Below are 20057 nucleotides of genomic sequence, written 5' to 3'. Positions count from 1 at the left end.
ACCGCCCGCACCACCGCCGGGAGCCGTTCCCGGCACGGCCGACAGCCCGCCGGTCTTCCCCCGCCGGCGGGCTGTCGGTATGCCGGGCCCGTGCCGTACGGCTGTCGGCGGGCTGTCGGCGTCCCGTCGGTGGCCTGTAGGAACGGGTCGGCATCGTGGACCGCATGAAGCGAACCGACAAGAAACCGGACGGCGGCCCGGGCCCCGCCATCGAGGTCCGGGGGCTGGTCAAGCACTACGGGGAGACCAAGGCCCTGGACGGTGTCGACCTCGATGTCCGCGAGGGAACCGTACGCGGAGTGCTCGGCCCCAACGGCGCCGGGAAGACCACCCTCGTACGCTGCCTCTCCACCCTCGTCGTCCCTGACGCGGGCACCGCGACCGTCGCGGGCTGCGACGTGGTGCGCCGGCCCCGCCAGTTGCGCCGCACCATCGGCCTGACCGGGCAGTACGCCTCCGTCGACGAGAAGCTCTCCGGCTGGGAGAACCTCTATATGATCGGGCGGCTGCTCGATCTGTCCCGTCCCGCCGCACGCCGCCGGGCCGACGAGATGCTGGAGCGTTTCTCGCTCACCGAGGCCGCGAAGAGGCCCGCGATGCAGTACTCCGGCGGTATGCGCCGCCGGCTGGACCTCGCGGCGTCCATGATCGGTCTGCCCGCCGTGCTCTATCTGGACGAGCCGACGACGGGGCTCGACCCCCGGACCCGCAACGAGGTCTGGGCGGAGGTGCAGCGCATGGTCACGGAGGGGGTGACGGTACTCCTCACCACGCAGTACATGGAGGAGGCCGAGAAGCTCGCGGACGAGCTCACCGTCATCGACCGGGGCAGGGTGATCGCCGGAGGCCGGGTGGACGAGCTGAAGGCCAGGGTCGGCGGACGCACCCTCAAGATCAGGCCCGTCGATCCGGGGCAGCTGCCCGCGATGGCCTCGGCGCTCGCCGGCTCCGGTCTCGACGGGGTCGCCGGAGCGACGGTCGTACCCGACGAGGGACGGCTGTACGTACCGATCCTCGCCGACGTCCAGCTGACCGCCGTCATCGGTCTGATGGCCTCGCGCGGCTTCGGCATCGCGGACATCGGCACCCATCTGCCCAGTCTGGACGAGGTGTTCCTCGCCATCACCGGCGAGAAGACGCCCGTGTCCGGGACGCGTCCCGAGGAGGTCGCCGCATGAACAGCACCACCACCCCGGACTCGGGCAGGGACACGAGCCCCGTGACGGGCCGGGGCGCGGCCACCGGCTCAGGCGCCCGTCACCCCGCGCCCGAGCCCGCGCCGGTCAGGGAGGTCCCGCCCGGCGAGGGACGGATCGGTCCCCGGGCCAATCTGCGGCACATCGGCGCGCTGACCCGCCGCAATCTGCTCCAGATCAAGCAGGATCCGGAGTCGATGTTCGACGCACTGCTGATGCCGGTCATCTTCACCCTGCTGTTCGTGTACGTGTTCGGCGGCGCGATCTCGGGCGAGGGCAACCGGGACGACTACGTCAACTACGTCGTCCCCGGTCTGATGGCGATGATGGGCATGGGCATCGCGATGGCCGTCGGCGCGGGCGTCAACGACGACTTCAAGAAAGGGGTGATGGACCGCTTCCGGTCCATGCCCATCGCCCGCTCCTCCGTCCTCATCGCGAAGATCGTCGTCGAGGTCGGCCGGATGCTCGTCGCGTCGACGGTCCTGCTCGGGATGGGCTTTCTGCTCGGCCTGGAGATCAAGACCTCGGTGGTCGAACTGCTGGCGGCGGTGGGGCTGTCCCTCGTCTTCGGAGCGTCGCTGATGTGGGTCTTCATCCTGCTCGGGCTCACACTGAAGACGGCCCAGGCCGTACAGGGAATGGCCATGATGGTCCTGATGCCCCTTCAGTTCGGCTCCTCGATCTTCGCCCCGCCGAGTACGATGCCCGGCTGGCTGGAGGCGTTCACCGAGTACAACCCGCTCTCCAATCTCGCGGACGCGGCACGGGCCCTGATCAACGGCGGCCCGCTCGGGGATTCCGTCTGGATGACCCTCGGCTGGGCCGCAGTGATCACCGTGGTCACCGCACCGCTGGCGGTGGGCAAGTTCCGCAGCAAGACCTGAGGTCCGCGGCGGCACGCCCCGTTCGCCCCGGTCGGGCACACCGGGACCTGAGCGCCGCGGCGGCCGGGGCGGGCGCCCTGCCCAGACCGTGTGCCGGACCGCGCGCTCAGGCCGCCGAGACGAGGGCGACGGCTTCCTCCAGGGTGAGGCCGGCGTCCTCGTACGCCGCCTCGTACGCGGCATCGCCGAGCGCCGAACGCGTGACCGCCTCGCTCAAGTCCCGGTTCTCCCTCTCGTAACGGGAGAGGAAGTGGCCCGGCGGAAGGTGGGAGTCGGCGAACGCGATGACACGGGCCGAGTCGGCCGCCCGCTCGGGCCACCCTCCGGCCAGGGCCCCCGCGGCCGTCAGCAGATGCATCGACACCAGCTGCGGTGCGACCATCGTGCCCAGCGGGCCCCGCGCCATCGGCAGCGCGTTCCGCACCCGGTCCAGGACGTCCCGGTATCTGCCGTCGATGAAGTCCAGCCAGGCGAGAGCACCGGTCACCAGGCTCTCGAAGATCGCCATACTGCTCGTACGGAAGTCGACGAGGAGGTTGTTCAGCTCGTCCCGCGCCTGGTCGCGGCGGCCGGTGTGGCCGAGCCAGAACGCGAGGATGAGCCGTGCGAAGGCCGCGGCCTCGCTGATCGCTCCCCGCTGCTGGGCGATCACCTCACGCAGGATGGCCTCACCGCGCTCGGCCTCGCCCAGTTCCATCAGCACACCGCCGAGCCGGGAGTGCAGCAGGGTCACCTGGCTCTGGGCGCCGATCCGTTCGGCGCACCCGACGGCGGCCGTGTAGTCCTCGGCGGCCGACGCGAAATCGCCCTGCCTCTCATAGGCCTCGGCACGCGCCGACAGTGCTTCGGCCGTGCCCCAGTCGTCGCCGAGCCGTTCGAAGAGGCCGAGCGCCTCCTCGGCGTCACGGACGGCCTCGGGGGCCCAGAGGCTCCGGTTGGCGAGGATGTCGGCCCGGGCCTGGAGAGCCGCGGCCAGCTCCCAGTCGTAGCCGTGCTCCCGGCAGGCCCGCACGGTGTCGTCGAGCATGGTCCGCAGCACGGCGAGGTCTTCGGTGAAGATGACGGCGAAGGCCCACAGCGATCCGGGGAAGCGGCAGTTCTGCGGCAGGACCTTCCAGTACGCGTCCTTGATCGCGCGCAGCCGGATCTGGCTCTCGGGGGTGGTCAGCTCCTCGGCCGGCTGGTTGGCACAGGACATCCGGATCAGCTCGACGCCCCGTCTGGCCTCCTCGGTCAGCTCCCGGCGCATGGGCGGCGGGGCGTCCGTGAACCGTTCGTACACGGGGGCGGCGGGGGCGATCGGCGGCGCGAAGGGGTCCGGGCCCAGCGCGCGGACGGCGACGGCCCAGTGCCGGGCCTCCGTGCGCAGATTCCTCATGTGCCAGTACCAGGCGAGCGAGAGGACGAGGACGAGCGCCTCCTGCTCGTCCCGGGCGGCCGTGGCCCGGCGGAGCGCGGACCGCAGATTCTCGTACTCCAGCTCGATCAGCGCGATGGCGGCGCGCTGTCGCGTTCCGCGCAGCAGCGGATCGGTGGTACGGGCGAGTTCCCGGTAGTGGACGAGATGACGGCGCTCCACTTCGGCGCGCTCACCGGTCTCGCCGAGCCTCTCGGAGGCGTACTCCCCCACGGTCTCCAGGAGGCGGTAGCGCATCTCGCCCTCGTCGGCGGGGGCGGCGGCGACCAGGGATTTGTCGATGAGTGAGCCGAGCGCGCCGACGGCGTCGTACGCGTCGTCGGCGCAGACGGCCTCCACGGCTGCCAGATCACAGCCGCCGGAGAAGACCGAGAGCCGCCGCAGAACGGTCCGTTCGGCCTCGTCGAGGAGGTCCCAGGACCAGTCGACGACGGCGCGGAGGGTCTGCTGCCGGGGCAGTACGGTACGGCTGCCGCCGGTCAGCAGCCGGAACCGGTCGTCCAGCCGGTCGGCGATCTGACGCGGTGTGAGCATACGGAGCCGGGCGGCGGCGAGTTCGATGGCCAGCGGCAGCCCGTCGAGCCGGCGGCAGATCTCGGCACACGCCTCGGGATCGTCGTCCGGGCGGAAACCGGGCCGGGCGGCGGCACCCCGGTCCGCGAGCAGCTCGAGGGCGACGGCGTCCGGCAGCGGATCGACCTGCCGCACCAGCTCACCCGGCACACCGAGCGGTTCACGGCTCGTGGCGAGCACGGTCAGCCCGGGGCAGCTCTCCAGCAGCCGTTCGGCGAGAACGGCGGCGGCCTCGACCACGTGTTCGCAGTTGTCCAGCAGGAGCAGCATGCGGCGGCGGGCGCAGTGCTCGATCAGCAGCGCGAGCGGGTCGTCGTCCGGCTGCTCGATACCCCGCAGTTCCTCCGCCCCGGCGGCGCGGAGCACGGTCTCCCGCGCGCCGAGCGCGGTGAGTACGGCTCCGGGCACATTCGCCGGATCGTCCACGGGGGCGAGTTCGGCGAGCCACACCCCGTCGGGGTGGTCCGCCACGGTGCGCTCGGCCGCTTCCTGCGACAGCCGGGTCTTCCCGGCCCCGCCGGGGCCGAGCAGGGTGACCAGCCGGGCGCCGCGCAGGTCGTCCCGGAGGGCGCCGATGTCCTCCTGCCGTCCGACGAAGGAGGTGAGCCGGGCGCGCAGATTGCCGGCTCCGGGCCCCGCCGCCACCGCCCGGCCGGGGGCCGTGGCCCGGTCCTGCCGTGCGGTCGCCGGGGCGGGGGTTTCCGGAGCGGGGAGCTCTGGAGCGGAGGTCCCCGGAGCAGAGGGCTCTGGAGCAGAGGGCTCTGGAGCGGGCGCGTCCGGGAGGGAGGACGCCGTACCGAGGCCGGACCCGGCGGGGAACCCGGCCGCCGGGGCGGGCTGCGGAGCCGGGTGCGGGGCGGTGGCCGGGCGTCCGGCCGGGAGGTGCGGTGCCGCCGGGGGTGAGGTGTCCGGTGCGCCGTACGGGGACGGCACCAGGTCCGGGGGCCCGTCCGGCGCCGGACGGCCGGTGCCCGGGGACGGCCCCGCGGACGGACCGGCGGGGGCGTCCGGGGAGAGCAGCTCCCGGTACAGCGCGCGCAGCCGCGGGCCCGGGTCCGTGCCGAGCCGGGAGGACAGCTCACGCCGGACCTCCTCGTACGCCGCGAGCGCCTCCGCCGGGCGGCCGGTGTCGCGCAGGGCCCGCAGACGCAGTGCCTGGAGCGGTTCGTCGATCGGGAACGCGTCGCACAGGGCGGCCAGTTCGGGCAGCGCCTCGTCCGCCCGGCCGAGGGCGAGCAGCGCGCCGAGCCTCGCCCTGCGGGCCTCCAGGCGCCGCACCTCCAGCCGGGCGGTCTCCGAGGTGTTGCGGGGCAGGTCGGCGAGCGGCGGGCCCTGCCAGAGCGCGAGCGCGTCCTCCAGGAGGGTCACCGCTTTGGCCGGATCCCCCTCCTCCAGGGCACGCGCCCCCTCCCCCGCGAGCCGCGCGAAGCGGTGCAGATCCACGGCGTCCGGGTCGGCGTCGAGGCGGTAGCCGCCGTCGACCGAGAGCACCGCGCCGGGCCCGAGAGCCCGCCGCAGCCGGCCGACCAGCGCCTGGAGCGCGCCCACCTCGTCGGCGGGCGGATCGCCGTCCCACACCTCGTCGACGAGCACCCCGACCGGCACCGCGCGCCCGGCACGCAGTGCCAGTACGGTCAGCAGCGCGCGCAGCCGCGCGCCGCCGACGGCTGCGGAGGAGCCGTCGGCGCGGAGGACCCGGGTGGTGCCGAGGAAGCGATAGCGCACCCGCTCATTGTCACCGGTACGGCGGGGCCGGCGGGCCGGGACCCGGCCGGGAACGGCTCGGGAGTGCCCACCGCACCACGGCAGGGCGCCCCACGAGACCCCCGCTCTCCACGGTCGCCCGGAGCAGCCCCGGCCCGGTCGGGAGCCCACCCGTGAGGCCCGGAGCACCCCGGAGCCCGCCCGACAGCCCCCGCCGACGCCCGGAACCTCCCGAAACGTCCGCACCGCCAGGGAGTCATCCGGATGGGCAGGAACCGGCAGGAACCCCCCGGACGTTCCGTACCCGTCTACCGGTACGGTCGGTCCGCACATCACAACCTCCCAGGAGCCGCTCCCATGACCACCTCCACCACCCGTCACAGCGGACGGGGCATCAGCCCGGTCTTCATAGGGATCGTCGCCGTGATGGCGGTCACCGGCTGGGCGGTGTGGACGGACTTCGCCACGGCCGCCGGGGTCGCCGTCTTCCTCTTCGTCACCTCCGCGTGGATCGTCTCGCTCTGTCTGCACGAGTACGCGCACGCCCGTACCGCGCTCCACGGCGGTGACATCTCGGTCGGTACGAAGGGCTATCTGACGCTCAACCCCCTCGTCTACGCCCACCCCCTGCTCAGCATCGGTCTCCCGGTGCTGTTTGTGATCATGGGCGGTATCGGTCTGCCGGGCGGCGCGGTCTTCATCGAGCGGGGCCGGATCCACGGACGCTGGAAGCACAGCCTGATCTCGGCCGCGGGCCCGCTGACGAACGTCCTGTTCGCGGTCGTGTGCACCGCGCCGTTCTGGCTGGGCGCGCTGGACGGCGTCCCCGTCATCTTCCGCTACGCGCTCGGCTTCCTGGCCCTGCTCCAGGTCAGCGCCGCGATCCTGAACTCGCTGCCGGTCCCGGGACTCGACGGCTACGGCGTGATCGAGCCCTGGCTCTCGTACTCGCTCCGCCGCCGGATCGAGCCCATCGCCCCGTACGGACTGCTGGCCGTCTTCGCGCTGCTGTTCTTCGTGCCGGAGGTGAACAACGCGTTCTTCGACCTGGTCGACGCGATTCTGCGCGGGCTCGGCGTCGGCGATCTGGAGTCGCGCTGCGGCTATGAGTACTACCGCTTCTGGACGGGTGAGAACGAGATCTGCGCGTCGTACGTCGACCGGTGACCAACGGCGGCGACGGACGGCGGGCGAACGACAGCGGGTGACAAACGGGGCTGACAGTCGGCGGACGGCGGGAACCCGGGCGGGCCCGGCGGCCCGGCCCGGGCGTCAGCCGGTCGCCGAGCGGCGCTCCGCCTTCGCCCGGCGGACGTAGTACCAGGCCATGTTGGACGACAGCCCGGCGAGCATCACCCACACGATCCCGATCCACATCCCCTGGGTGAAGGAGACCACCGCGGCGGTGACAGCGAGCGCGCAGACGATGAGCGAGAAGAGTGCGAGGCGGGGCATGGGGTCGGGCTCCTGTCGGGGGGCGGTACGTCCCGCCCAGTCTCCCCCATGCCCCGTCGCCCATGCCCCGCCGGCGTCTATACGTCGGTGACGCGCAGGCCCGCGTGGGCTTTGTAGCGGCGGTTCACCGAGATCAGGTTGGCCACCAGGGACTCGACCTGGTGGGCGTTGCGCAGCCGTCCCGCGAAGACGCCGCGCATCCCGGGGATCCGGGCGGCGAGGGCCTGGACGGTGTCGGTGTCGGCGCGGGTCTCACCGAGGACCATCACATCGGTGTCGATCTCCTCCACGGACGCGTCCTGGAGCAGGACCGCCGACAGATGGTGGAACGCCGCCGTCACCCGCGAGGCGGGCAGCAGAGCGGCCGCCTGCTGCGCCGCCGAACCCTCCTCCGGCACCAGCGCGAACGCACCCTGTTTGTCGAAACCCAGCGGATTGACACAGTCCACCACCAGCTTGCCCGCCAGGTCCTCCCGCAGCGCCTCCAGCGTCCGCGCGTGCCCCTCCCACGGCACCGCCACGATCACCACATCGGCGCGCCGCGCGCACTCCGCGTTGTCCGCACCCTCCACCCCCAGCCCCAGCTCATCGGCCGCCGCCCGCGCCCGCTCCGCAGCCCGCGACCCGATGATCACCTTCTGCCCCGCCCGCGCCAGCCGATACGCCAGCCCACGCCCCTGATCACCCGTACCACCCAGCACCCCGACCACCAGGCCGGACACATCAGGCAGCTCCCAGGGATCCTTCGCCACAGGCTTCGTCGTCATGTTGTCTGAGGAAGTCATGGGCCGACCCTACTGGTGGTGATCGGCCCCGCGACAGGACGGGACGAGGTTCACGAACGGGTGAGCACGGGACATCCCGCCCTCGCGCGGGCCCCGGCTGGTACAGGATGCGGGGCCATGGATGCCATACGTGTCGCGCTGTTGCGCGAAGTCCTCGCCCAGACCCACTGGCCCGCCGCGACCCGGAGGTTCGCGGGCGTGCTGCGCTCGTCCGTGGTGCCGCAGGGCGGCGGGCTGCTGCTGGTGGGAACGCGGGAGTACGAGCCCTGGCATCTGGCCGCGCATCTCGTGGACGAGGCCGCCTGGTCGGGCCGGCCGGAGCTGACGCCCACCCTCGTACGCCATCGGGCGCGCCCCGGCGACCCGCCGCACCTCGCGGTCGGTCTCGGCAGGCTGGAAAAGGCGGGCCGGGGCGAGACGCTGCTGATGGTGGCCCCGGAGCGGCCGGACGCGGGGCTGCTGGAGCGGGTCCACGACGCGCGCCGGGCGGGCGCGACCGTACTGGCGCTGGACGGCGGCGACGGCGAGGTGCACGCGCTCGCGCACGAGGCGCTGACGGTGGAGTCCGGCACCGACGAGATCGATCTGGACACCGTGCAGCACCTGGTGAGCGCGGCGGCCGGGGAGAACGGCCTGCCCGTGCCCCGGGGGCGGCGGCACTTCAGGGACCGGCTCTCCCGTCTGGTGGACCATCTGACGTCGCCGCCGCCCGCCAGGTGGTGAGCGGGCGCCGCGGACGGGCCGGGTGAGGAGGGCGCCGGACGCGGCCCGGCGGGTGCGGTCCAGGCGGTGCGGCCGGCGGGTCCGATCCGCCGCGGTCCGCCGGGGTCCGCCGGGTGTCCGGATCGCGGTAATTCGCTTGCCGCCGGCGGCAGGTGCCGCCGACCATGACCGGTTGTGACGTCCAAGCTGTCCGCGATCCTTCCCGACCTCTCGCCGTGGCGGTCCTCCGCCGACTTCCGGCTTCTGTGGGTCCAGGGCCTGATCACCTACTTCGGCAGCTTCATGGCGATGATCGCGCTGCCGCTCCAGATCAAGGACCTGACCGGGTCCCCGTTCGCGGTCGGCGCGATGGGCGCGGTGGAACTGGTGCCGCTGATCGTCTTCGGGCTGTACGGGGGCGCGCTCGCGGACTCGGCGGACCGCCGGAAGCTGATCCTGTGGACCGAGGCGGGGCTCGGGGCCCTGGCGCTCGTCCTGCTGGTGAACGCGTTGCTGCCCCGGCCGCTGCTGTGGCCGCTGTACGTGGTCGCCGCGGGGGTCTCCGCGCTGGCCGGACTCCAGCGCCCGGCGCTCGACTCGCTGATAGCCCGGATCGTCCCGCACGACGAGCTGACCGCGGCGGCGGCCCTGAACACCCTGCGCTGGCAGATCGGCGGAATCGCGGGCCCCTCGGTGGCGGGCCTGGTGGTGGCGTACTTCGGCCACGCCCCGGCGTACGCGATCACGATCGCCGGGTTCACCGTGTCCGTACTGCTGTGTCTGCGGCTGGCTCCGGCCCCGCCCGCACACGATGCCCGGAAGCCGTCGCTGCGGGGCATCGCGGAGGGCGCGCGCTACGCGTGGTCGCGGCCGGTGCTGCTCGGGACGTATGTGATCGATCTGGCGGCGATGGTCATCGCCTTCCCGACGGCGATCTTCGCCTTTCTGGCGGACGATCTGAACGCCGAGTGGTCGCTGGGACTGATGTACGCGGCGATCGCGGCCGGTTCCGTGGCCCTGAGCCTGACCAGCGGCTGGACCTCGCGGATCCGCCGGCACGGGCTGCTGGTGATCGTCGGGGCGGCGGTCTGGGGCGTGGCGATCGCGGGCGCGGGTCTGCTCGGCAACGTATGGCTGGTGCTGGCGTGTCTGGCGATCGCGGGGGCGGGCGACACCGTGAGCGGTCTGGGCCGCTCCACGATCTGGAACCAGACGATCCCGGACGAGCTGCGGGGCCGCCTGGCCGGGATCGAGGTGCTCTCCTACAGCGTGGGCCCCCAGTTGGGACAGGTCCGCGCCGGGGCGATGGCCGGCTGGACGGGGACGCGCCCGGCCGTCTGGAGCGGTGGCCTGGTGTGCGCCGCCGCGGTGGGGCTGCTCGCGGCGGCGCTCCCCCGGCTGGTCCGCTACGACGCCACGACCGACGAGGACGCCCTGCGCCGCCGTGCCGAGAAGGAGGCCGCGGTCCCGTCGTGAGGGCCGGGCGGACCGGCCCTCACGGTGGAACGCCACGGGCGCCGCAGCCGGGAACGGAGGGAGGCCCGGGAGCGGGCGGCGCTGTCGCTCGCGAGGAGCGGGGCCGTCGAGGCCATGGAGCAGGGCCCGTGTCAGCCCGTGTCAGCGCCTGTCCCCCGCGTCCCCCGTGGCGCCCTCGCCTCCCTCACCGCCCTTGTCGTGCCACCTCGGGTCGTTCTCCCACTCCAGGTTGCGCTCCCGGGCCGTCTCCATGGCGTGGGCCGCCTCCTCGGGGCTCCCGTAGGGGCCGAAGCGGTCCTGGGCCGGGCACTCGGGCCCTTCCTCGACCTTCTGGTGCTTGAGGCAGTAGTACCACTCGCCCGGCTTGCCGGCGGCGCGCCGCTTGAACAGGGCCATCTCGGCTCCCTTCCTCTGGGTCCAGCCTGCCCCACGGGCGCTGGTTAGACTCGCTGACATGTCTGGCCAGTCGCTGCTCGTACCCGGGGAGCTCTCCCCCATCCGCTCCGTTCCCGCCTCCATCCCCCGTCCCGAGTACGTCGGGAAGCCCGCACCGACCCCGTACACCGGGCCCGAGGTGCAGGACTCCGAGACCGTCGAGCGCATGCGGGTCGCGGGCCGTATCGCCGCGCAGGCGATGGAGGAGGCCGCGAAGCACATCTCCCCGGGCGTGACCACGGACGAACTGGACCGGGTCGCGCACGAGTTCCTGTGCGATCACGGGGCCTATCCGTCCACCCTGGGCTACCGGGGGTTCCCCAAGTCGCTGTGCGCCTCGGTCAACGAGGTCATCTGCCACGGCATCCCCGACTCCACCGTGCTGCGCGACGGGGACATCGTGAACCTCGACGTGACCGCGTACATCGGCGGGGTCCACGGGGACAACAACGCCACCTATCTCTGCGGCGACGTGGACGAGGAGTCACGGCTGCTGGTGGAGCGGACGCGGGAGTCGCTCAGCCGGGCCGTCAAGGCCGTCAAGCCGGGCCGGCAGATCAATGTGATCGGGCGGGTCATCGAGTCGTACGCCAAGCGGTTCGGCTACGGCGTGGTGCGGGACTTCACGGGGCACGGGATCAATTCCTCGTTCCACTCCGGGCTGATCGTCCCGCACTACGACTCCGAGCACGCGACGACCGTCATCCAGCCCGGCATGACCTTCACGATCGAGCCGATGCTGACCCTCGGGACGTACGAGTACGACATGTGGGACGACGGCTGGACGGTGGTGACCAAGGACCGGAAGCGGACGGCCCAGTTCGAGCACACCCTGGTGGTCACGGACACCGGAGCGGAGATCCTCACACTGCCCTGAGGTCATGTGAGTCTCCGGGTCCCGTGGATCCCCGCGGGCCTGTGGATCCCCGCGGGCCTGTGGATCCCCGCGGTTTTACCGACAGTGCGTCGGGAACGTATTGACTTAGGTAAGCCTAAGTAGGAAGAATCATCGATGGCAACAGTCCTGCGCCGCTGCCGTCCGCTCTTCGTCCTTCCGTTCCCTGGAGGTCCGCCTTGGACGCCACGCCCTTCTCCACCCTGATCCGTGTCGCGTCGCACGAGCAGCACACCGAAGCGGAGACCTCCCCCTTCATGAGCCATCTGCTCGGCGGCCGGCTCGGCGTCGAGGCGTACACGCGCTACACCGAACAGCTGTGGTTCGTGTACCGGGCGCTGGAGGGGGCCGCGCGGGAACTGAGGGACGACCCGGTCGCCGGACCCTTCATCCGTCCGGAGCTGATGCGCACCGCCGAGCTGGAGCGCGATCTCGCGCATCTGCGGGGCGACGGCTGGCGGGACTCGCTGAGCCCCCTGCCCGCGACCGCCGCGTACGCCTCACGGGTCGAGGAGTGCGCGCGGACCTGGCCCGCCGGGTATGTGGCGCACCACTACACCCGCTATCTGGGTGATCTCTCGGGCGGCCAGATCATCCGCGACAAGGCGGAGAAGACCTGGGGCTTCGCCCGCAAGGGTGACGGTGTGCGGTTCTACGTCTTCGAGCAGATCCCCAACCCCGCCGCCTTCAAGCGGGGGTACCGCGAGCTGCTGGACGCGGTGGACGCGGACGATCTGGAGAAGCAGCGGATCATCGACGAGTGCCGGCGCGCCTTCGACTTCAACGGCGCCGTCTTCCGCGAGCTGGGCTCGGAGTTCCCGCTCAGCGCCTGAGCCCGCCCCGCGCGTCCGACGGTCCGCCCGTCGCCGGAGCCGGTGGCCGGCCGCCGGCTCTCCGCGCCGGGCGGGCCCGCCGCGCCGGCCACGGTCGGATTTCGGTACAGGGCCCGCGCGGGCGGTCGGTTCGGATCGGGCCGGCGACCGTCCCGGCCGGCGGTGCACCCTCAGCGAGCAGCGGCCTCCGAGACCGCGGAGGTCCCGAAGGCCGCTGTACACCGCCGGCAGCGCCCACGGCGCACGTGCCTCAGGAGGAGGGCACGTCCGCGCCGCCACAGCACGTCGCCCGGGGACCTCGCCGTTCAGCGGGAGGCGGGCGTCCACGGGTCCGTGCCGAGGGAGCTGCTCAGCACTCAGGACGCGTCGTTCACCCACAGCTGCCACCGGCCGTTGGGCAGGCGGACGCAGTCCCACTGTGAGTAGACACTGCTGGCACCGGCGGCATTGCAGGCCGTGGAGCTGGGGAAGGTGCCGGGGATGGGAATCCACGCGCTGGCGGACCGTTCGCCGGCGGGCGCGCTCGTGCCCGCCGGCACCACGGCCGCCTGTGCGGTCGCCGCGGTGCCCAGCAGGGCGGTGGCCCCCAGAACCATGCCGGTGATCAACAGACGTCCTCGCATATGCGTCTCCTTTGCATCGGTACGGATGTATGTCGAGCCCTTGTCCCGGATGGGACCCGGCCTGCACATGAGGATGCCGGAGGCGGTACCGGAGGTCGTCGACGCTCCGTACCCACCACTTGCCGATTCGTGCACGGGGCACCGGAGTACGAGGCGGTGGCGGTCCTGGTGCCGCGGCTCGAAGGGGCGACGCCCTGCGTACCCGTCGCCGCGGTCGTGGTCGCCGCTCCCCGGCCCGGTGTGCGTCACGCGCGCCGGGGACCGTACGCGCAACCGACGGACGGCCCGAGACCATCGCCGGACGCGTCCGGGCCCGGACCGCGATGGAGCGACACCGGGCCTGTCAGTGCCGCCTGGCAGAACATGGCCCCGGGGCGGCGGCCGGGGTGCCGGGCGTCCGGGAGTGCCCGGCTCCCGAGGGCCCGGGCCAAGGCTCCGGCTGGTGCCGTCCGGCGGGAGCAGGAGGGCCGCCCCCGGCTCAGTCCGGCGCGTCCATCAGGCCGGTGACATAGGCGTCCAGCCGCTCCTCCACGGCTTGTGTCGTCAGCTCCGTCCTCCCCGCCTCCCGCCATGGCCGCGACACCAGCCGCACGTCCTCCGAGAAGGCCAGCGCGTCACGCACCCGCCAGTACAGCCGCTCGCCCGCGTCCGCGGCCGGCACCCCGCCGGCCTCCTCATACGCCTCGGCGAACCGGGGGCCCCACGCCGGGCCGTGGAGCAGCGCGAGATTGGTGGAGCAGTGCGCCACATCGAGATCCGCCGGACCCCAGGAAGTCTGCACCCAGTCCACGACGCCGGTGATCCGGGTGTCTGCCGGACGTCCGGGCGGCACGTCGAACAGCACATTGCCCGGCTGGAAGTCCCGGTGCAGGAACCGCCCCTCATAGGGCGGCGCGGGCTTGCGGATCACGTCGATCGCCGCGGCCCATGCCGCCGCGTCGGCGCCCTTCGGCGTCACGACGGTGTCGGCGGTCGTCAGCGTCACATACTCCCGGGGCCGTTCGGCGGGTCGCAACGCGTGGATCGCCACGAGCTGACGGGCCAGCAGGGCAACGCGCGTCCGAAGCCCCTCGTCGCCGAGGACCGTCCGGCCCGGCAGATGGGTCATCAGGAGCGACGGATACTCGCAGTGCGTCGCGGTCGGATCGACCGCGACCAGTGCGGGAGCCGGCACTCCGGTCCCCGGGAGGAGCGTCAGGGCACCGGCCTCCCTGGTCAGACCGTCTTCGGCGTGCTCCATGCCGACGAAGGTCCGCAGCACCAGGTCACGGGTACCTCCGTCCCGGGTGCCGATGGTCAGCCGCCGCATCTCGGCGGTGATACCGCCGTGCAGCGCCTCCGTTCCGACGATCGTTTCGCCGGCCTCCAGGTGGCGGCTCACCCAGGCCAGCGTCAACGGCCGGACGGCGGCGGCCTCATGACGGTCGATCACGGTGTCACCTCGTCATCCACGGTTCAGGCACCCGGGCCGCACACCGGCGCGGGCACGGCAGGGGGACGGCCGGAGTGTCGTCCGAAGCCGTCATACTCCGCGAAGCCGGGGGCGTTGTCGACGCCGGTCCGGCGTCCGGCTCCGTTCAGCGGGCGCGGGTGGCCGCCGCGCGGCCGGCATACGGGCCGGGAGCCCCGGGCCGTCCGGACGTGCCCGCCCCCGCGGCGGCCGGTCCGGAAGCGCCCGCGTCCCGAGGTCCGGAAGCACTCGGGTCCGGCCCCGGGGTTCCGGGGTTCCGGGGTTCCGGGGTTCCGGGGTCAGCTCATCGCCTTGAGCGCCTGGGCGACGCTCAGCCTGCGCCGGGGCACCGCGGCCGGAGGGGGTACGGGCACGAGCACCGGGGCCGCGGCGGCGAGGCGTACACGGCCGCCGATCTCGACCTCGCCGCCGGGGCCGGGGGCGGTCAGAATCTGCGACCCCCGGCCCTGAGTGATGTTCAGGGCCCGGCCCAGCCCGTCGGTGAGCAGCAGCGCCGCCGAGCCGGTGGCCTCCTCCTCCACGATCGGACCGTCACGGCGGGGGAAGGCCCGCGCCCTGACCCGGCCCGCGGCCTCGTCCTCCCACGCCCAGGCGTAGAGCCGCCCCTCGCCCGGGGGCGGCGCGGGCAGCGCGTCGACCTCGTCGGGGGTGGCGTACTGCTCGATCACGGTGGGCGGCGCCCAGGGGGCGCGTGCGGTGATCCAGGTGAACTCCCCGTCGTTGCGGGCCCACACGGGTCCCGCCTCGGGGTTCAGCTCCTCCAGATCGAGCAGCCAGGCGGCGCCGACCAGCGGATGCCCGGCGAACGGGAGCCGCAGCCCGGGCGCGTGGATGTCGACGACCCCGCGCTCGGGGTCGTCGACGAAGACGGTCCGGCTGAAGCCGAGTTCGGCGGCGAGCGCCTGCCGGGACGCCTGGTCGGGGTGGGCACGGGGGTCTCGTACGACTCCGAGGGCGCTGCCGTGCCGCCCGTCGGCGCCGCAGAAGACGTTCAGCACATCGAGTGCGGGGCGTTCGTTCACCCCGGCATTGAAGCACCAGCCGGGCCGGGGGGCGCGCCCGTCGGCCGGATCCCACCGCCCGGGCCACAACGACGGGTCCGCACCGGCGTGTTCACCGCCGGTGCGGACCCGTCGCAGGGGGGATGCGGCTGTCGCTGCCCCGCGGGGCTCGTCAGCTCCCGGCGGACCTGCGGCGGCGCGTCGCGACCACCACGCCGGCGCCCGCCGCGACGATGCCCGCCGACGCCGCGAGCAGCGCGGTGGTCGGGACACCGGCACCGGTGGCGGCCAGGGCACCGCCCGAGGTGCCGCTGCCGCCGACCGAGCCACCGACCGAGCCGCCCGTGGAACCGGTCGCCCCGCCGGTGGAGCCGCCCGACCCGTTCGAACCGCCCGAGCCGTTCGAACCACCGGATCCGCCCGAGCCGTTCGATCCACCGCCGCCGGACGCGCCGGGCAGCTGGGCGTTCTTGTCGAGGGCCGCCGAGACGCTGAGGGTGTCCAGCACCGTGCCCGCCTGGTACATGCCGCCGAACGCCTTGACGCCGTCCGCCGTGAGCGTGGCCGGGACGGCCCTCAGGCTGACGACCTTCTTCTCGGCCTTGAGGGCGCCCGCCGGGACCTTCAGCGAGGCGATGCCGAGGTCGTTGTACGTGGCGACCTTCCGGCTCTCGCGGTCCTTGGTGCTCACATCGGCGAGGAGGGTCCCCCGGGTGCCGTCGACCCGGACCTTGAGGTCGCTGAGCCGCAGGTCGAGGATGTACTCGCCCTTGTCGAGGTGGCCGAGGAAGCGGACCGAGCCGTCGAAGGAGACCGAGAGGGTCTTCCCGGCGTCGAAGGAGCCCTTGCCCCGGGGGAAGCGGAATCCGGCGGCGTTCGTGGCCGTACCGCCGGCGACCTCGATCTTCCCCTTGGCGAAGCCCGTGGTGACGTACTCACGGAAGCTCTTCTTGACGCCCCAGTCGAGATTGCCGCCGAGGACGTTGCCGGACGTGTCGCCCGGCTTCCCGGGACCTTCGGGGTTCTCCGGACCGCCGGGGCCACCGGGGCCGCCGGGACCACCGGGGCCGCCGGGGCCGCCGGGACCACCGGGGCCGCCGGGATCCGGCTTTCCGGCCTCCGCCTTCACCGTGAGGGTGACCGGGTCCAGCGCCTGCCCCGCCTGGTACATGCCGTTGAAGGCCGTGGCGCCGTCGGCGGTGAGCTTGGCGGGGATGTCCTTGAAGACCATCGTGCCGCCCTGGCCGGTGGCGGGCCGGGTGGCCGACAGATCCAGTACGGCGAGATCGATGTCGTCGCGGGTTGTGCCGTTGAGGGTGACATCGGCCTTGACGCTGCCGCTCCTGCCCTCGGTCACCAGCTTCAGATCGGCCACTTCGATGCTGTAGCCGTGGGCGGTGGAGACGAAGGTCACGCTGCCCTTGAAGGCGGTGTCGACGATGTGCTTGCCCATGTCGTATGTGCCGGTGCCGCCCGTGAAGGTGAACGGGCCGTTGCCCGGGGCCTGCCGGGCCCCGTCCGCGACCTCGATCCGGCCCTTGGCGCCCCCGGTCACATAGGTGCGGAAGCTCTCCTTGAGGCCCCAGTCGAGGGTGCCCTCCTTCAGGGTGTAGGGCGGCTGGGCCGCGCTCGGGCCCGCCTCTGCGGCCCCGGGGCCGGCGGACGGGGCGCCCGGGGAACCGGTCGAGGCGGCCGCCGGGAGGGCGAGGGCGGTGGCCCCGAGCACGACCGCGGCGGCGGCCGCGGCGGCTATCGACTGGGGACGTCCGGGTACTGCCATGAGGGTCTGCTCCTAGAGGATGGGATCCGGTCCGTGTTTCCGGCGGATCAGCTGTTCGCGGCCGTACGGCGACGGCGTACGGCGTACAGGGCGATCGCCGCGGCGAGGACCACTCCCGCGCCCACGGCGATATACGTCCCCGTGGGGGAGGACGAGTCGGAGGAGTCCGCCGCGGGGACCGCGTCGGCGGCGGGCGTGGCCGGGGCCGTCGGCGCCGTCTCGCTCGGGGCGGGCGTGACATCGCTGCCCAGGTCGGGAAGGGCGGGCAGCTTCGCCTTCTTGTCCACGGTGAGGGCGAGGGAGACCGGGTCCATCGCCGTGCCCGCCTTGTACATGCCGCCGAACGCCCCGGCACCGCCCGCCGTGAGGGTGGCGGGGACCTCGGTGAGCGCGGCGAGCCCGTTCTCGGGCGCGAAGTCCCGGGCCTCGAAGGTGATCAGAGGGACGGCCTTCCTGGTCGTACCCCCGCTGACGACATCGGCGCTGAGCGTGCCCTTGCCGCCGGTCACCTTCGCGGTGACCCGGGTGAGCGTCAGATCGAGCCGCTCACCGGTGAAGCGGACGGATCCGGCGAAGGCCGCGTCCAGGCTCTGCCTCTTCGCGTCGTACGTGCCCTTGCCCCGGGGGAAGCGGAAGAGCGCGCCGCCGTCCTGCGCACCGCCCGAGAGCGCCCACTCCCCCTTGGCGATGGGCCCGGTGACGTACTCGCGGAACGTGCGGCGCACACCCCAGTCGACGGCGGCGTCCTGGAGGCTGCCCGCCTCGGAGGGAGCGTCGTTCCCGCCGGCCGGGGGTTCGGCGCTGCGGCCGGGCCGCTCGTCGGCGAGGTCGACGCTCAGGCTGACCGGGTCGAGGGGGGTGCCGGCCGTGTAGAACCCGGCGAACGCGGTGGCTCCCTGTGAAGTGAGCGTCGCGGGAATGTTGTTGAGGGCGACGGGTCCGGTGCCGCCCCGCATGTTGACGCCGGAGAGATCGAGGGAGGCGAACGGGACCTGGGACGAGGAGGTGACCTTTCCGGTGCCCCTGGCCCTGCTGACCATGTCGGCGTAGAGGGTCCCGCGGCCCCCGGAGACCTTCACGGCGGGACGGCTGATGGCGAGATCCAGCTCCTGGGTGCCGTCGGGCTTGCGGTGGCCGGTGAAGTGGACCCCGCCCGTGAACCGCGCCTCGAAGGCGCCGGTGGCCGGGTCGTACGAGCCCTGGGCCGAGTGGAAGCGGAACTGACCGCCGGCGACTGTGGCCGCGCCCGAGGTCAGCCGCCAACTGCCGTTGGCTATCGGCCCGGTGACATAGGTCTGGAAGGAGGACTTGAGTCCCCAGTCGAGCCTGCCGCCCTGGACCGTCCGCTCGGCCGCGTGGGCGGCACCGGCCGGGAGCAGCGCTCCGAGCAGGGCCGCGAGAAGCGCGACGGCGAGCGCGCGGACAGGTCTGAACGACGGCATGGGTCCCTCCCGGGATACGACGACGGGGGCAGCTCACAGCCCAGGGGCCTGATCGACCAGGGGCCTGGCCAGCAAGGTAAGGCTAACCTAAGCTAAGTTCGCCGAGGCCGGAAGCCCCGCGTACCGGTTCCGGCCCAACCCCGCCCGCGGCGACGGCGGCCCGCCCCCACGGCGGTCACCCCGCCGCCTCCCGACCGCATGCCACAGAACGACAGGACGGTGTCTCCCGGTGCTCTCGCAGCCCTCGCGGCCCTTGGTGCTCCCGACGCGCTCGACGCGTCCCCGGCGCGGAACCCGCCCGGAAAGCCACCCGGAAACTCCGCATACGCGCCCTGCACCAGGCCCGGAAACCCGGCAGGTGATCCGTCCGGTGTCCCGTCTGGCCGGCCGGGTTCTCGCCGCGCTCGCCCTGACCCTGGTGGCGACCGGGTGCGGGGGCGGCGCCACCGCCTCCCCCGACGGGAAGGACACGGCCGCCTCCGGTTCCGCCGCCGCCGACCGGGTCGAGCCCCTGGAGGGCACGCCGAAGCCGGAGTTGCCGGTGACCGTCGACTCCGCCGACGGCAGGCGGGTCGCGGTCACCTCGACGGACCGGATCGTTCCGCTGTCGGGGTCGCTGAGCGAGATCGTCTTCACCCTCGGTCTCGGCAAGCAGGTCGTGGCCCGCGATGTCACCGCGACCTTCGAACAGGCCGACTCCCTCCCGGTGGTGACACGGGGCCACGACGTCTCGGCCGAGAGCGTGCTGTCGCTGAAGCCGACACTCGTGCTCGCCGACACCACCACCGGGCCCGCGGAGGCGGTGGCCCAGATACGGGACGCGGGCGTTCCGCTCGTCACCGTGAAGGCGGCGAAGAGCCTGGCGGACGTGGGCACCCGGATCGACGCGGTGGCGGCGGCCCTGGGTGTCCGGGCGGCCGGGGACGAGCTGAAGAAGCGTACGGAGTCGCGGATCGCGGCGGTCCAGAAGGACATCCCGGAGCCCGGCGAGGGCGAGAAGCCCCGGGTCGCCTTCCTGTATCTGCGGGGCTCGGCCTCCGTCTATCTGCTCGGCGGCAGCGAATCCGGCGCCGCGTCCCTCCTGGAGGCGGCCGGCGCGGTGGACGCGGGCAAGGAGTCGGGGCTGAGGAAGGACTTCACCGCCATCACCAGCGAGGCCCTCGCCAAGGCGGCGCCCGACGCCATCCTGGTGATGACCAAGGGCCTCCAGTCGGTCAACGGCGTCGACGGCCTGGTGAAGATCCCCGGCGTCGCCCAGACCCCGGCGGGCATGGACCGCAGGGTCGTCTCGATCGACGACGGCGTACTGCTCAACTACGGCCCCCGTACCGACCAGGTCCTCGCCTCCCTGGTGGACCAGCTCTACGCGAACGGCGGCTGAC

At 73.1% G+C, this 20057-nt stretch carries 17 protein-coding genes; 8 read left to right on the top strand and 9 right to left on the bottom strand.

Annotation, left to right across the window (positions count from 1 at the left end; genetic code table 11):
• The first annotated feature begins 164 nt into the window (after window positions 1-164).
• Window positions 165-1178, top strand: a complete 1014-nt coding sequence (locus ACIBCM_RS01700) for an ATP-binding cassette domain-containing protein (protein ID WP_399238986.1) — start codon at window positions 165-167, stop codon at window positions 1176-1178.
• A complete protein-coding gene (locus ACIBCM_RS01695; protein WP_399238984.1) occupies window positions 1175-2083 on the top strand; it encodes an ABC transporter permease in 909 nt (302 codons plus the stop codon). The genes ACIBCM_RS01700 and ACIBCM_RS01695 overlap by 4 nt, the downstream gene beginning before the upstream one ends.
• A 106-nt stretch (window positions 2084-2189) precedes the next feature.
• Here the strand turns inward: ACIBCM_RS01695 and ACIBCM_RS01690 are convergent, their stop codons facing one another.
• Complete coding sequence (locus ACIBCM_RS01690; protein ID WP_399238982.1) at window positions 2190-5798, bottom strand: AfsR/SARP family transcriptional regulator; 3609 nt, start codon at window positions 5796-5798, stop codon at window positions 2190-2192.
• A 336-nt stretch (window positions 5799-6134) separates the two neighbouring features.
• Here ACIBCM_RS01690 and ACIBCM_RS01685 point away from each other — a divergent pair, with 336 nt between their 5' ends.
• Entirely contained in the window at window positions 6135-6944 is an 810-nt protein-coding gene (locus ACIBCM_RS01685) for a site-2 protease family protein (protein ID WP_399238980.1), read from the top strand.
• Between the two features lie 105 nt (window positions 6945-7049).
• Here ACIBCM_RS01685 and ACIBCM_RS01680 read toward each other — a convergent pair whose 3' ends face one another.
• On the bottom strand, window positions 7050-7232 hold the full coding sequence (locus ACIBCM_RS01680) for a hypothetical protein (RefSeq protein WP_399238978.1): 183 nt from the start codon (window positions 7230-7232) through the stop codon (window positions 7050-7052).
• A gap of 77 nt (window positions 7233-7309) precedes the next feature.
• Window positions 7310-8017: an NADPH-dependent F420 reductase gene (gene npdG, locus ACIBCM_RS01675; protein ID WP_399238976.1), complete on the bottom strand. Its 708-nt coding sequence runs from the start codon at window positions 8015-8017 to the stop codon at window positions 7310-7312.
• Window positions 8018-8134: 117 nt separating this feature from the next.
• On the opposite strand from npdG, the gene ACIBCM_RS01670 reads away from it, so the two are divergent.
• Together ACIBCM_RS01670 and ACIBCM_RS01665 are read left to right on the top strand one after the other, a co-directional pair.
• The gene (locus ACIBCM_RS01670; protein WP_399238974.1) at window positions 8135-8740 is read left to right on the top strand and encodes a hypothetical protein; all 606 of its coding nucleotides are present in this window, start codon (window positions 8135-8137) and stop codon (window positions 8738-8740) included.
• Between the two features lie 174 nt (window positions 8741-8914).
• The gene (locus ACIBCM_RS01665; RefSeq protein WP_399238972.1) at window positions 8915-10195 is read left to right on the top strand and encodes an MFS transporter; all 1281 of its coding nucleotides are present in this window, start codon (window positions 8915-8917) and stop codon (window positions 10193-10195) included.
• Between the two features lie 141 nt (window positions 10196-10336).
• On the opposite strand, the gene ACIBCM_RS01660 is transcribed toward ACIBCM_RS01665, so the two are convergent.
• Window positions 10337-10591, bottom strand: coding sequence for a hypothetical protein (locus ACIBCM_RS01660; protein WP_399238970.1), 255 nt, complete (start codon window positions 10589-10591; stop codon window positions 10337-10339).
• Between the two features lie 58 nt (window positions 10592-10649).
• On the opposite strand from ACIBCM_RS01660, the gene map reads away from it, so the two are divergent.
• Window positions 10650-11507, top strand: a complete 858-nt coding sequence (gene map / locus ACIBCM_RS01655; RefSeq protein ID WP_399238968.1) for a type I methionyl aminopeptidase — start codon at window positions 10650-10652, stop codon at window positions 11505-11507.
• Between the two features lie 197 nt (window positions 11508-11704).
• Window positions 11705-12358, top strand: coding sequence for a heme oxygenase (biliverdin-producing) (locus ACIBCM_RS01650; protein ID WP_399238966.1), 654 nt, complete (start codon window positions 11705-11707; stop codon window positions 12356-12358).
• A 356-nt stretch (window positions 12359-12714) separates the two neighbouring features.
• On the opposite strand, the gene ACIBCM_RS01645 is transcribed toward ACIBCM_RS01650, so the two are convergent.
• The 5 genes from ACIBCM_RS01645 to ACIBCM_RS01625 form a co-directional block, all read right to left on the bottom strand.
• Window positions 12715-12981, bottom strand: coding sequence for a hypothetical protein (locus ACIBCM_RS01645; protein ID WP_399238964.1), 267 nt, complete (start codon window positions 12979-12981; stop codon window positions 12715-12717).
• Window positions 12982-13459: 478 nt separating this feature from the next.
• Window positions 13460-14410: a phosphotransferase family protein gene (locus ACIBCM_RS01640; RefSeq protein ID WP_399239803.1), complete on the bottom strand. Its 951-nt coding sequence runs from the start codon at window positions 14408-14410 to the stop codon at window positions 13460-13462.
• Between the two features lie 320 nt (window positions 14411-14730).
• Window positions 14731-15474, bottom strand: coding sequence for a PhzF family phenazine biosynthesis protein (locus tag ACIBCM_RS01635; protein WP_399238962.1), 744 nt, complete (start codon window positions 15472-15474; stop codon window positions 14731-14733).
• Window positions 15475-15625: 151 nt separating this feature from the next.
• Window positions 15626-17233, bottom strand: coding sequence for an HtaA domain-containing protein (locus tag ACIBCM_RS01630; RefSeq protein ID WP_399238960.1), 1608 nt, complete (start codon window positions 17231-17233; stop codon window positions 15626-15628).
• A gap of 47 nt (window positions 17234-17280) precedes the next feature.
• Window positions 17281-18675: an HtaA domain-containing protein gene (locus tag ACIBCM_RS01625; RefSeq protein WP_399238958.1), complete on the bottom strand. Its 1395-nt coding sequence runs from the start codon at window positions 18673-18675 to the stop codon at window positions 17281-17283.
• A gap of 379 nt (window positions 18676-19054) precedes the next feature.
• On the opposite strand from ACIBCM_RS01625, the gene ACIBCM_RS01620 reads away from it, so the two are divergent.
• Window positions 19055-20056 (top strand): hemin ABC transporter substrate-binding protein, encoded by a 1002-nt coding sequence (locus tag ACIBCM_RS01620; RefSeq protein ID WP_399239801.1) that lies wholly within the window; start codon window positions 19055-19057, stop codon window positions 20054-20056.
• Window position 20057 lies beyond the last annotated feature (1 nt).

Origin of the sequence: Streptomyces sp. NPDC051018 (genome assembly GCF_044456085.1) — a bacterium.
GTDB lineage: Bacteria > Actinomycetota > Actinomycetes > Streptomycetales > Streptomycetaceae > Streptomyces.
The sequence above is the reverse complement of the archived record's forward strand: the minus strand, read 5'-3'. Positions and strand labels throughout refer to the sequence as shown.

Excerpts from the sequence above, each read along its gene's own strand:
- ACIBCM_RS01700 (WP_399238986.1), top strand. The coding sequence starts at position 165 with ATGAAGCGAACCGACAAGAAACCGGACGGCGGCCCGGGCCCCGCCATC.
- ACIBCM_RS01695 (WP_399238984.1), top strand. The coding sequence starts at position 1,175 with ATGAACAGCACCACCACCCCGGACTCGGGCAGGGACACGAGCCCCGTG.
- ACIBCM_RS01685 (WP_399238980.1), top strand. The coding sequence starts at position 6,135 with ATGACCACCTCCACCACCCGTCACAGCGGACGGGGCATCAGCCCGGTC.
- ACIBCM_RS01680 (WP_399238978.1), bottom strand. The coding sequence starts at position 7,232 with ATGCCCCGCCTCGCACTCTTCTCGCTCATCGTCTGCGCGCTCGCTGTC.
- npdG (WP_399238976.1), bottom strand. The coding sequence starts at position 8,017 with ATGACTTCCTCAGACAACATGACGACGAAGCCTGTGGCGAAGGATCCC.
- ACIBCM_RS01670 (WP_399238974.1), top strand. The coding sequence starts at position 8,135 with ATGGATGCCATACGTGTCGCGCTGTTGCGCGAAGTCCTCGCCCAGACC.
- ACIBCM_RS01660 (WP_399238970.1), bottom strand. The coding sequence starts at position 10,591 with ATGGCCCTGTTCAAGCGGCGCGCCGCCGGCAAGCCGGGCGAGTGGTAC.
- map (WP_399238968.1), top strand. The coding sequence starts at position 10,650 with ATGTCTGGCCAGTCGCTGCTCGTACCCGGGGAGCTCTCCCCCATCCGC.
- ACIBCM_RS01645 (WP_399238964.1), bottom strand. The coding sequence starts at position 12,981 with ATGCGAGGACGTCTGTTGATCACCGGCATGGTTCTGGGGGCCACCGCC.
- ACIBCM_RS01630 (WP_399238960.1), bottom strand. The coding sequence starts at position 17,233 with ATGGCAGTACCCGGACGTCCCCAGTCGATAGCCGCCGCGGCCGCCGCC.
- ACIBCM_RS01625 (WP_399238958.1), bottom strand. The coding sequence starts at position 18,675 with ATGCCGTCGTTCAGACCTGTCCGCGCGCTCGCCGTCGCGCTTCTCGCG.